The organism is Desulfococcus sp. (assembly GCF_050178255.1).
GTDB lineage: Bacteria > Desulfobacterota > Desulfobacteria > Desulfobacterales > Desulfococcaceae > Desulfococcus > Desulfococcus multivorans.
The window spans coordinates 1-11,792 of the sequence record NZ_JBFXGG010000094.1 but is presented as its reverse complement, the minus strand read 5'-3'; the positions used below and the strand labels follow the sequence as shown (position 1 = coordinate 11,792).

11 protein-coding genes are annotated in these 11,792 nt (G+C 63.4%); all 11 read right to left on the bottom strand.

The features are described 5' to 3' along the window. Positions 1-1,406 (bottom strand): hydroxylamine reductase (gene hcp, locus AB7S84_RS13775; RefSeq protein ID WP_428155081.1); only part of this gene is annotated, 1,406 nt, incomplete at its 3' end. Positions 1,407-1,433: 27 nt separating this feature from the next. Further along, a complete protein-coding gene (locus tag AB7S84_RS13770; RefSeq protein ID WP_020876360.1) occupies positions 1,434-1,970 on the bottom strand; it encodes an HPP family protein in 537 nt (178 codons plus the stop codon). Positions 1,971-1,982: 12 nt separating this feature from the next. Beyond that, entirely contained in the window at positions 1,983-2,588 is a 606-nt protein-coding gene (locus AB7S84_RS13765; RefSeq protein ID WP_428155078.1) for a CBS domain-containing protein, read from the bottom strand. 65 nt (positions 2,589-2,653) lie between these two features. Beyond that, the gene (locus AB7S84_RS13760) at positions 2,654-3,208 is read right to left on the bottom strand and encodes a hemerythrin domain-containing protein (protein WP_428155076.1); all 555 of its coding nucleotides are present in this window, start codon (positions 3,206-3,208) and stop codon (positions 2,654-2,656) included. Positions 3,209-3,323: 115 nt separating this feature from the next. Further along, positions 3,324-4,418, bottom strand: coding sequence for a tellurite resistance/C4-dicarboxylate transporter family protein (locus AB7S84_RS13755; RefSeq protein WP_020876363.1), 1,095 nt, complete (start codon positions 4,416-4,418; stop codon positions 3,324-3,326). Between the two features lie 20 nt (positions 4,419-4,438). After that, positions 4,439-4,810: a hypothetical protein gene (locus AB7S84_RS13750; RefSeq protein WP_020876364.1), complete on the bottom strand. Its 372-nt coding sequence runs from the start codon at positions 4,808-4,810 to the stop codon at positions 4,439-4,441. Next, positions 4,807-5,478, bottom strand: a complete 672-nt coding sequence (gene narI / locus AB7S84_RS13745) for a respiratory nitrate reductase subunit gamma (RefSeq protein ID WP_020876365.1) — start codon at positions 5,476-5,478, stop codon at positions 4,807-4,809. Before narI ends, AB7S84_RS13750 begins: the two co-directional genes overlap by 4 nt. Before the next feature lie 23 nt (positions 5,479-5,501). Continuing rightward, a complete protein-coding gene (gene narJ / locus AB7S84_RS13740) occupies positions 5,502-6,053 on the bottom strand; it encodes a nitrate reductase molybdenum cofactor assembly chaperone (protein ID WP_428155072.1) in 552 nt (183 codons plus the stop codon). 25 nt (positions 6,054-6,078) lie between these two features. Beyond that, entirely contained in the window at positions 6,079-7,503 is a 1,425-nt protein-coding gene (narH, locus tag AB7S84_RS13735; RefSeq protein WP_020876367.1) for a nitrate reductase subunit beta, read from the bottom strand. Then, positions 7,493-11,185 carry a nitrate reductase subunit alpha gene (locus tag AB7S84_RS13730; protein ID WP_428155070.1) on the bottom strand — a complete coding sequence of 1,231 codons (3,693 nt, stop codon included), beginning with the start codon at positions 11,183-11,185 and terminating at the stop codon, positions 7,493-7,495. The genes narH and AB7S84_RS13730 overlap by 11 nt, the downstream gene beginning before the upstream one ends. A 133-nt stretch (positions 11,186-11,318) precedes the next feature. Continuing rightward, on the bottom strand, positions 11,319-11,792 hold a 474-nt coding region (locus tag AB7S84_RS13725; RefSeq protein ID WP_428155068.1), incomplete at its 5' end, for a metal ABC transporter solute-binding protein, Zn/Mn family.

The window sequence follows — 11,792 nt, the reverse complement described above, 5'->3', positions numbered from 1 at the left end:
ACCTCCTTCAATTTCAGGGCGATCACGGCCAGGGAATAGGAGTCGTTGCACTGGCCGGCATCCAGGACCCGGGGAATGCCGCCGATGTCGCCCAGGGCCAGTTTGTTGTAGCGGTACTTGGCGCACCCGGCCGTCAGAATGACCGTGTCCTTGGGCAAGTTTTCCGCCACCTCGGTGTAGTAGGCCCGCGATTTCTGTCGTCCGTCACACCCGGCCATGACCACGAAACGCTTGATGGCGCCCGATTTGACCGCATCGACGACCTTGTCGGCCAGGGCCAGCACCTGGTTGTGGGCGAAACCGCCGACGATGGTGCCGCTTTCGATCTCCGTGGGGGGAGCGCAGCGCTTGGCGCGGGCGATGAGGGCGGAGAAGTCCTTGGCGCCGCCTTCGGGACGGTCGGGAATGTGGGCGGCGCCGACATAGTTGACCACGCCGGTGGTAAAGAGCCGGTCCAGATAGGTGTTGTCCTTCTTCAGGGGGACGAGACAGTTGGTGGTCAGAAGAATTGCGCCGTTGAAGGATTCGAACTCGGGGTTCTGGCGCCACCAGGAGCCCCCGTAGTTGCCCACGAAGTGCTTGTACTTCTTGAAGGCCGGGTAGTAATTGGCGGGCAGCATCTCGCCGTGGGTGTAAACATCCACGCCGGTCCCTTCGGTCTGGGCGAGCAGCTCCGCCATGTCCTTGAGGTCATGGCCGGAGATCAGGATCCCAGGGTTCTTTCCGGCGCCGATGTTGACCTGGGAGATTTCAGGATGTCCGTAGGTGGCGGTGTTGGCCTCGTCGAGCAGGGCCATGGTGGTCACGGCGATATCGCCGGCCTTCAGGACCAGGCCCACCATCTCGTCAACCGAAAGGTCTTTGGTGGTGGAGGCCAGGGCCTCCATGAGGAATCCGTGGATCTCGTCCTTCTCATAGCCGAGGATCGCGGCATGATCGGCATAGGCCGCGATGCCCTTGCAGCCGATGATGAGCAGCTCCCTCAGGGAACGCACATCCTCGTTCCGGGTGGCCGTGATGCGAACCTCGTCGGACAGGGCCTTGTCGATGACGGCCTGTTTGTCCGCGGCGCTCCATGCGGCGCAGTCCGGAACCGGACCGGAGAGGGCCCCCGCCCTGGCCTTGACCGCATCCCGGACCTTCAGGCCTTCCTTGATCCGTTCAATGAGGACATCGTCGTCCCAGGCCACATTGGTGATGGTGGTGAAGAGGGCTTTGGCGATGAAATGGGCGGCGTTCCGGTCCACCGTGCCCGCTTCCTTCAATTTTTCGCCGTAGACGCCGATGCCCTTGCAGACATGGATCAGCAGATCCTGCAGGTCGGCGGTCTCCTCCGGCTTTCCACAGACTCCCTTGACGGTGCATCCGGTGTTCTTGGCTGTTTCCTGACATTGAAAGCAAAACATGGTGTTCCTCCTTGTGTGGGTGGATGATTAAAGCCAGAATTCAGGGTAGCGACGGTTGGGCGCGATGTTGTTGACCAGAAGGGCGATGATCAGCATGACGAGGGCGCCCAGACCGGCGGGTATGACCGCGTAGAGATAACCCAGCTGGTGTACGGTGTCGCCGCCGATCACCGCGATCAGGGCTGTTGCGCCGCCCGGCGGGTGCAGGGTTTTGGTGAGGTGCATGACGGCGATGGCCGTGGAAACGGCCGCGGCCGATGCCAGCCACGGGATCCCGCCCAGGAACTGGAAGGCCGCCACCCCGATCACCGCCGAGAGCACATGACCGCCGATCAGATTGCGGGGCTGGGCCAGGGGACTGCGGACGGCGCCGTAAATGAGCACGGCCGAGGCCCCGAACGAGCCGATGATCATGGTGAGAGCGGTCCGGTCCAGCACGTTGTAATGGATCAGCGCCACCACGGCGATGCCCAGAAAGCTCCCGACCCAGGACCACAGGGTTTCAACGACGCTCACCCGGGGCGGGCTCTGGGTGTGCCCCTTCATCTTCTTGAAATAGTTCATGTGTGCCCCCGTCTATCCCAGCATGCAAAAGGCGTTGACAAGGTCCGATCGGGTGACGATGCCGGCGGGCTTGCCGTCGGCGTCCACGATGGGGAGCCGGTTGATGTTCTTTTCCATCAGCAGCGCCGAGATGCCGCCGATGGAAATGTCGGGCCCGGCCGTCACGGCCGGCGCGGTCATGATGTCGGCGGCGGTGTGGTTGAGCATCGGTGCCGCCACGCAGCCCTTGTTTTTGAGGCAGTGGGCGATGACCTGCATGAACGATCCGTTTTTGCCGGCCCCCATTCTCCGCAGAAAATCCTTTTCGGAGATGACGCCGACCACCTTTCCGCTTCGGTCCGTCACCGGGGCCCCGGAGATGCCTTTTTCAGCCAGGAGCGATGCGGTTGCGATCAAATCGCTGTCGGCGCCGATCACATGCACCGGCGCGGTCATGATGTCGGCGGCCTTCAGGGCGTTCATCATCCGGTCTTTGGCCAGGGTATAGGCCACGCGATAGACCTCCCTGAAATCGGCGGGGGTGATGTCGATATAGCCCTGCATGGCTTTCATGGCCGCCATCACGTCGTCATCGGTAATGTCGACGGGCGAGCACTCTCGAAGGCTTGCTGAACTCACGGGTCACTCTCCATTGGGTATGGGTTGTCGGTTGTCTTCAGACGCTTGCGAAAGCCAATGCTGCGTCATTTCAAATAGACGTCCTGAAGTTCATCCAGAAGGGCGTGAAACGCCTCGTGTTTCCCGACGCCGATGCGTTCACGTTCGAGCCGTTCGAAGGCCTCGAAAAGCGCTGCGTCCGTCTTTGCATCGAGCCTGGCGTCCGCCATTGGAAAAAGAACGGTATTCTCCTTGGCGATATGTCCGCTCAGAAGGTCCACATACGCCTTGATGGTGTCTTGAATACCGACGGCCGCCCGTGGGTCTCCGGATTGATGCGCCGACACGAATTGTTTGAGCCGGGCCACCTGTTTCCGGCCTTGTTCGTGTTCATCCAGCAGGACGCCGATCGGCCCCCCCTCCCGCGGCACACCGGCGGATTCCAGGGCTGGAAACAGAAATTCCTCCTCCTTGCCGTGATGGCACGTGTCGACGAAAACCGACAGGAATTCCAGGATGCCGTCGATATGTGCGGTGTTCAATGCTTCGCCGTGGGCCAATTTTCCGGATATGGCGCTCATGACCCGCAACATCAATTCTATGCCGTCGTGTTCCTTTTTCAGTTCTTCAGTCGCTTTCATAGCACTCTCCTTATGGTAGGGCAAGGTTATTAAATATGTCCCGTTTTCGGCGATCACGGCCAGATCCGCCGTGGAGCGCCGTATCTCATCCAGCATGGTATATCAGGCCCGGGTGCTATGTCGATGCCTTTGGCCTTCTCAGGCCTGCCGCTATTTCGTACACCATCCCGACGAAGGTGACGGCCCATGCCGCCAGGGCCACATAAATGAATCCCCTGGGAATGAAAATGATCAAGGGCGCACCGGTCACCATCGCCAGTCGGTGGGTGCAGGCGGTGTACATGCCCAGCGGGAAGACCGCCCCCCAGAACAGCGGGCTGTAGCGCAGGGGGAAGCGGCGATATCCATGACGCCAGACGCCCAGAATGAGCAGCATCGGGATCCACCATGTCGCCGTGGCCCAGAAGAAAAAGGTGAACCCCGTCAGAAAAGGCGTCAGTCCGGTCAAAAACGGCGACGCGGCGGCATTGGCGATCAGCCCGGTGCCGCCCAGGGTGGTGATGGCGACGGCGCCCATGTTGATCCAGTAAGGCGGTGTCAGGTCCCGGGGGGAGAAGGAAAAGAACAGATAACGATAGAAGATCAACGCGATCACCCAGATATAGAGCATGCCGCCGAACAGCCAGGTGATGAAGGCCAGAAACAGCATCGGCTCGCGATAGAGCTGAAAAAAAGGTGCGACGGCCGTGCTGATCACGGTGACGGCCTGGGTCGCCACGATGGCCAGGAGCCAGCCGCCGTTGATGCCATGGGCGATGTCGGGCTTGGTCTCCCGGGTGATCAATCCGGTGAAGAGGCCGTAGATCAGGCAGATCCAGAGTGCGATGGTGACGCACCACAATGCCGCCGCGATGGTGAAGCCGCCGGTAAGCAGGAGCGACTGGCTGCCCAGAACGCCGGATGCGGCCACGGCGGTGAAGAATCCCATGCCCTGGGTGTGGTCGCGGAAGTCGTCCCGGAAACGCTGTGTAAAAAAGCAGATCCGGGCGATGTACATGATCCACAGGATCGGATAAACAACCACGTTGAATCCGAAAAGCCCCATGGCGATCCGAAAGAATCCCTGATCGTGGGCCGCGATCGAGACGATGCCGGTGGACATCACCAGGGCGAAATAGGCCGGGTTGAGGTTTTCGAGGGCGCCGGCCCACAGACCGGGGGAACGGCCCTTTCCCGCCGGCACCGAGGTGTTTTTTTTGCTGGATCCCATGGGCAAGGCCCCCGTAAGCGTTATCCCCTGTTGCGTTTTGGGAAAAAGATCGTCGTCAGGGCGACGGCAATGATGATCACCAGCAGACCGACGCCCGGCAGCATCACGTCCCGGAAAAACCGGTCGGCATCCGATTCGGGAACGTCATGCCCGGCAGGGGGTCCGGTTCGGGCATCCGGCTCCGGAGCGTGCTCTGAAACTTTCGATACGATGGCCCGCCCGTCCGGATCGCCCCCCGCCGGAAGGCGCTCCCCCGTCCATGCGGGTACCGCCGAAGCCAGGACAGCCGTCCAGATGCATGTGCAGAGGATGTTGAACATCCGTCTCCGAATGCGGCGTCGGCCGCCTCCCTTGCCGGCGTGTGCCCGTCTCGCGGCAACAGTCGCCGTCATAGCGCGGCCCGGCGCCGGGACAGAATGTATGGCCGGAAAAGGTAAAAGATCGGTGCGCTCCAGATATGCACCAGCCGACTGAACGGCGAGAAGGCGAGGAGCGCCCAGGCCGCGATCACATGGAGCTTGTAGCTCAGGGGCACCGCCCGCATCAGCCCGGCGTCGGGGGTGAAGGTCACGATGCCGCGGATCCAGGGGGCCAGGGTGTAGAGCACGTTGTAGTGTCCGAAAACCACGTTGAAGAGCCCGAGGCCGATCACCACGGCCAGACCCGCCAGCGTGATCCTGTCGTTTCGGGTCGTCACGGCAGTCAGGCGCGGCTGGATCAGACGCCGCCGCCACAGGAGCAGCGCGCCCACGAAGGCCGCAATGCCCACGGCCAGGCCGCTCCAGTAGGCGACGGCCATGTGGCCCCGGGCGTCGATGCCGAAAAAGTCGAACACCCGCTGGGGAATCAGCAGTCCTCCGGCATGTCCGAAGAAGGTCAGGATGATCCCCCAATGAAATATGACCGATCCGGCAAAGAGGCTTTCTTTCTCCAGAAACTCGCTGGATCGGGCGTTCCATCCGAACCGGTCGGTCACGTAGCGATACCCGTGCCCCACCACGAAGATGGTCAGGCACACGTACGGGAAAACGGTGAAGATGAGCATATACCAAAGGTCCATGTGGATCCTCCTCGTGCGCCGGGTCAGACCGGCCCGGACGTCCGGCCGTCATCCATCCCGGCGGTTTCGGCGGCGGCACGGGCCAGGGGCCGCAGCAGCGCGGCATAGGCCGGCGCCGTCTTTTCCAGAGCTGCGACCAGGGAGGTCGCCGCCCTGAGACATTCCCACACCGGCGCCGCAGTCTGGGGTCGGGGGTGGATGGCGAGAAATTCCAGCAGCAGGGGCAGGTAATCGGGAAGTTCCCCGGTGATGCGCTCCCATCCCGCCTCGTCGTAGAAACGCTGCAGCCGGGCCATGGCTGCGGCCCGCTTCTCGGTGTCGCCGAACATATGATAGGTCAGGTTGAGGGTCGTGGCGGGAGACATGTCGAATGCAGTCGTGAAGTTCTCCTGAAGTCGGATGGGCGCGTGGGCGCCGAGATAGTCCAGAAAGGCCGCGCCGGCGGCTCGGATCTCTCCGGGCGGCAGCCGGTCAACCGCGGCCGCGATGTCGTCCAGGCGGCACAGCAGGTCGTCGTCCGGATATTGCAGCAGCACCGACAGCAGCCTCAGTTCATCGGCGAAAGGCGGGGTCATGGGTGCGTCTCCCTCGGGTTTCCGTTCACAGGGCGTCGCCGAAGCCGCAGGCGCCCTGTTGGATGAATAGGTCGTCTTTGCCGGCCGGTCTGGTGGGCAGGACAAACCGCTCCGCCAGGGGTGCTATGGCCAGCAGGCGATAGAGCCTTTCCACGGCGGTCGTATCGAGCCCCACGGCATCCAGGACCTGGGGGTCGTCGCGTTTTTCCACCCGTCGTGTCCGCATGAACCGGCGCACGGCCGACAGACGCTTCAGGGCCAGCCGCACCGGGGCTTCGTCGCCCGCGGTAAGCAGGTTGGCCAGGTAGGTGACCGGAATGCGCATGCGGTCGATCAGGCTTCCGGCTTCGGACGGGTCGTCCATCTGACGGGTGATGGGGCTCAGGGGCGGCACATACCAGACCATGGGCAGCGTGCGGAATTCCGGGTGCAGCGGCAGGGCCAGACGCCACTCCCGGATCAGGGCATGGACCGGCGAGCGGCGGGCCGCGGCCATCACGTTGGGGGCGATGCCCTGGAACCTCGCGGCCCGCGCGATCTCCGGGTCGTTCGGGTCCAGCAGGATGTCCAGATGGGCGGGGTAGACATCTTTATCCTGCGGGGCCCGGGCGGCCTCGGCGATGCGGTCGGCGTCGTAGAGCAGCACACCCACATAACGGATGCGGCCTACGCAGCTGTGGGCGCAGAGGGTGGTGAGGCCGGCTTCCAGGCGGGGATAGCAGAAGATGCATTTCTCGGCCCGGCCGGTTTTCCAGTTGAAATAGACCTTTTTGTAGGGGCAGCCTGAAACGCAGTAGCGCCAACCCCGGCAGCGCTCCTGGTCCACCAGGACGATGCCGTCCTCGTCGCGCTTGTAAAGCGCCCCGGACGGGCATGATGCCACGCAGGCCGGGTTGAGGCAGTGCTCGCAGAGTCGCGGCAGCCAGAACATGAACACGTTGCGGAACTGCAGGTAGGTCCGGTAATCGAGATCCTTGAAGTTGGGGTCGCCGGGGCCGGTTTCCGACAGGCCGGCCAGGTCGTCCTCCCAGTTGGGGCCCCACTGAAGCGTCATGGGTTCGCCGGTGATCCGCGATCGGGGGCGCAGCGAGGGCTGGTGAGTGCGCCGGGGGCTGTCGATCAGACGCCCATATTCGTAATCCCAGGGTTCGTAATATTCGTCGATGGTCGGCAGATCGGGGTTGTGAAAGATGTTGAGGCTCTTTTTCATCCGGCCGCCGGCCGCAAGCCGCAAACTTCCGCCGTCCAGGGTCCATCCGCCCCGGTGGATCTCCTGGTTCTCCCATTTCCTGGGGTAGCCGATGCCGGGCTTGCATTCGACGTTGTTGAACCACATGTATTCGGCGCCTTCCCGGTTGGTCCACACGTTTTTGCATGGGATGCTGCAGGTGTGGCAACCGATGCACTTGTCCAGGTTCAGCACCATGGCGGTTTGAACTTTAATATTCATACCAGTCCACCTTTCCGGCCTTGCGGACGATGATCGACTCGTCGCGCTGGGCGCCGACGGGTCCGTAATAGTTGAAACCGTAACTCAACTGGGCATAGCCGCCGATCATGTGGGTGGGCTTGACCAGGATGCGGGTCACGCTGTTGTGGGTCCCCCCGCGCTTTTCGGTGATCTTCGATCCCGGCGTGTTGATCAGCCGCTCCTGGGCATGGTACATGAACGCCTTGCCCGGGGGGATGCGCGGGCTGACCACGGCCTTGGCCATCACCACCCCGTTGGCGTTGAAACACTCCAGCCAGTCGTTGTCCCTGACGTCGATCCCGCGGGCGTCCTCGTCGTTGATCCAGATGGCCTCGCCCCCGCGGAACAGGGTCAGCATGATCAGGGTGTCGGAATAGGTGCTGTGGATCGACCATTTGGAATGGGGCGTCAGATAGTTGAGCACCATCTCTCGCTCCGGTTCGCGCTTGACCCCTTCGGGGGCGCGGCCCGTCATCTCCAGGGGCGGCCGGTAAACCGGCAGCTGCTCGCCGAAATCGCGCATCCAGGGGTGGTCCTGGTAGAACTGGGCCCGGCCGGTGAGGGTGCGGAACGGGACCTTTTCTTCGATGTTGATCACGAAGGGCGAATACCGCCGCTCCTCGGATTCGATTCCGCTCCAGATCGGCGAGGTGATGATCTTCCGGGGCTGTGCGGTCAGGTCGTCGAACCGGAAGCGCTCACCCCGGCGGGAGAGGCTCAGGTGCCGCAGCGAAAGCCCGGTGCGTTTTTCCAGGGCCGCCCACGCCTTCACCGCCGTCTCGCCGTTGGTCTCCGGTGCCAGCATCAGGATGGTTTCAGCCGCCTGTTTGCCCGTATCCATGGCCGGCCGGCCCCGGCTCACGCCATGGGCGGCCGCCGTTCCCAGGGCGGCTTTCAGGGCCGGCACCTCCTGAACGGCTTTCCAAACGACGCCCTTGGCGCCGACGCCGGCCGTCTCGGCCAGAGGGCCCAGGGCCGTCATCATGCGATAGGTGTCGGCGTAATTTCGGGTCACCACGGTCAGGTTGGGCAGGGTCTTGCCCGGCACGGGTTCGCATTCCCCCCGGCGCCAGTCCAGCACCTCCGCCTGGGCGATTTCATCCGGCGTGTCGTGCATCAGGGGGGTGGCCACCAGGTCCCTGATCGTGCCCAGGTGATCTTCGGCCAGCGCCGAGAATTTTTCGGCGATGATCTTGAACTGTTCCCAGTTGGTGCGGGTCTCCCAGGGGGGATCGATGGCCGGGTTGAAGGGATGGATGAACGGGTGCATGTCGGTGGTGTTCAGATCGTGCATTTCGTACCAGCCGGCGGCCGGCAGGGCGATGTCGGCGTACATGGCGCTGGTGGACATGCGCTGCTCCAGGGTGACCAGAAGGTCCAGCTTCCCCTCCGGGGCCGGTTCGCGCCACCGGATCTCTTCGGGCCGCAGCTCCCCGTCCGTGTTGAGCACGGCATGATCGGCGCCCAGCAGGTGTTTGAGAAAATACTCGTGGCCCTTGCCGCTGGCGCCCAGCAGGTTGGCCCGCCACAAAAAAAGCACCCGCGGAAAGTTGGCCGGATGGTCCGGATCCTCAACGGCAAAGCCCAGCGCCCCTTTTTTGAGTTTTTCGACGACATGGGCCGTGATTTCCGCGTCCGTGACGGCGCCTCCGGCCACGGCCTCCCGCACCAGTTCGATGGGATTTTGGTCGAACTGGGGATACGAGGGCAGCCAGCCCAGGCGGGCGGCCACGGCGTTGTAGTCGGCCATGTGGGTCGCCGCCGGCCGCCCGGATAGGGGGGAAAGAACGGTTTCGGGCCGCAGGGTGTCGTAGCGCCACTGGTCGGTGGCGAAATAATAGAACGAGGTGCCGTTCTGCTGGCGAGGCGGCCGCTGCCAGTCCAGGCCGAAGGCCACCTGGGACCAGGCCGCCTGGGGCCGCACCTTTTCCTGCCCCACGTAATGGGCCCAGCCGCCGCCGTTGACCCCCTGGCAGCCGCAGAGGGTGGTCAGGTTGATGATGGTGCGGTAGATCATGTCGCTGTGAAACCAGTGGTTGGTGCCGGCCCCCAGGAAGATCATGGATTTGCCGCGGGTTTTTTCGGCGTTTTCGGCGAACTCGCGCGCCGTCCGGACGGCGTCGGCGGCCGGTACGCCGGTGACGGCCTCCTGCCAGGTGGGAGTGAAGGGTTTGGGGTCGTCGTAGCCGGCGGGGTAGTCCTCCGACACCGTCGGTGCGTTTTTATGCGTTACGCCGAGATGGGCGGCCATCAGGTCGAAGACCGTGGTCACCCGCAGCTCGCCCTTCGGGCCGGCCACCGTCTTGTACGGCACCAGCCCTTTTTTGACGCCCGCCCCGGTTTCCGCGAAGACCGGAAAAGCGACCGTCCGCCATCCGTCCGCCTGGTCCGCGAAACTGAGCAGGGGGTCGATGCCGTGATCATCTTCTTCCAGCCTGAGGTTCCATCGGCCCTCCTCGTTCCAGCGAAACCCGATGCTGCCGTTGGGCACGGCGAAGCATTTCCCGGCCGCGTCATAGACCACGGTTTTCCATTGGGCGTTGTTGACGTCCAGACCCAGGTCCGCGGCGCGCAGGAAGCGGCCTGCCGTCTCGAAGTCCGCGCCGGGTTCGAGCACCACGGCGAAGGGGAGGTCGGTGAACTGCCGGGCGTAATCCATGAAGTAGGGCACCTGGCGGTCGATGTAGAATTCCTTGACGATGACGTGGGTCATGGCCATGGCGAGGGCCGCGTCCGTGCCGGCTCTGGCCGGCAGCCAGGTGTCGGCGAACTTGACGTACTCGGCATAGTCGGGGGCCACGGCCGCCACCCGGGCCCCCCGGTAGCGCGCCTCGGTATAGAAATGGGCATCGGGGGTCCGGGTCATGGGGAGGTTGGTGCCCCAGACGATGAAATAGGTCGCTTCGTACCAGTCGGCGCTTTCGGGCACGTCGGTCTGTTCGCCCCAGATCTGGGGCGAGGCCGGGGGCAGGTCGCAGTACCAGTCGTAGAAGCTGATCATGGCGGCGCCGATGAGGGAGAGGAAGCGTGCTCCCGAGGCGTAGCAGACCATGGACATGGCCGGGATCGGGGAAAAGCCGAAAATGCGGTCCGGGCCGTGCTTTTTGATGGTGTGAATCAGGGCCGCGGCGATGATGACGGCGGCCTGATCCCAGTCCACGCGGACAAAGCCGCCCTTGCCGCGCGCCTTGTGGAAGTCGGCTCGTTTGGCCTCGTCCTCGACGATGCTCGCCCAGGCGGAGACCGGGTCGTCGTGGATTGCGATGGCCTTGCGCCACATCTGAAGCAGGCACGAACGGATCAGGGGGTGTTTGAGGCGCACCGGGCTGTAGGTGTACCACGAATAAGTGGCGCCGCGGGGGCAGCCTCGCGGTTCGTGGTTGGGGAACCCTTCCCCGCAGTCCGGATAGTCGACGGCCTGGGTTTCCCACACCAGGATGCCGTCCTTGACATACACATCCCATGAGCACGAACCGGTGCAGTTGACCCCGTGGGTGGAACGGACCTTCTTGTCGTACTGCCAGCGGCGGCGGTACAGGTCCTCCCACTCCCGCCGGCCGCATTGGGTCTCGGTCCATTGATCGGCGGAGCGCTCCTCGCGGCAGCCGGTCGCGGATGCTTTCCGTCGGAAAAATCGCAGCCGATTCAGGAATTTATCCATGATGGCACACCTCCTGTCGTATCGGCCGGCCCTGACTGGCGGCGGACCGATGATGGTTTAGGGGGTCAGGCTGAAGGCTGAAGGGGTGCGTGCGCGACAAACGGGGCTGTCGCACCCTTTCTGCTGACAGCCTTCAGTAAAGCGACGTGAGTTTTCCCTGCATTCCGGTTTGAGGGGCATCGCCCCCCAGGGCCCGGGCGATGACCGTGGCGTTGTGATCGATCATGCCGATGTAGGTGCCCTCGTAGGTCCCGGCCTTTCCCATGGCGTCCGAAAAGAGCGTCCCGCCGATGCGAACCGAATGGCCCCGGGACCTTGCCCCCTCGATGAGCGCCTTGACGTTCTTGTCCGAAACGCTGGTCTCCACGAAGACGGCGGGGATCCTTCGCCGGACCAGCTCGTCCACGATGCGGTTGATGTCCTTGAGACCGGCCTCGGATTCGGTGGAAAGACCCTGGATCCCCATCACTTCGATATCGTATGCGCGTCCGAAATAGCTGAAGGCGTCGTGAGCCGTGATCATGACCCGCTGATTCTCGGGAATGGAGGCGATGACCTTGCGGACATAGTCGTCCAGGGTTTTGAGATTCGACAGATAGGCTTCGGC

Coding starts and splice junctions, on each gene's coding strand:
- AB7S84_RS13770 (WP_020876360.1), bottom strand. CDS start 1,970: ATGAACTATTTCAAGAAGATGAAGGGGCACACCCAGAGCCCGCCCCGG.
- AB7S84_RS13760 (WP_428155076.1), bottom strand. CDS start 3,208: ATGAAAGCGACTGAAGAACTGAAAAAGGAACACGACGGCATAGAATTG.
- AB7S84_RS13755 (WP_020876363.1), bottom strand. CDS start 4,418: ATGGGATCCAGCAAAAAAAACACCTCGGTGCCGGCGGGAAAGGGCCGT.
- AB7S84_RS13750 (WP_020876364.1), bottom strand. CDS start 4,810: ATGACGGCGACTGTTGCCGCGAGACGGGCACACGCCGGCAAGGGAGGC.
- narI (WP_020876365.1), bottom strand. CDS start 5,478: ATGGACCTTTGGTATATGCTCATCTTCACCGTTTTCCCGTACGTGTGC.
- narJ (WP_428155072.1), bottom strand. CDS start 6,053: ATGACCCCGCCTTTCGCCGATGAACTGAGGCTGCTGTCGGTGCTGCTG.
- narH (WP_020876367.1), bottom strand. CDS start 7,503: ATGAATATTAAAGTTCAAACCGCCATGGTGCTGAACCTGGACAAGTGC.
- AB7S84_RS13730 (WP_428155070.1), bottom strand. CDS start 11,185: ATGGATAAATTCCTGAATCGGCTGCGATTTTTCCGACGGAAAGCATCC.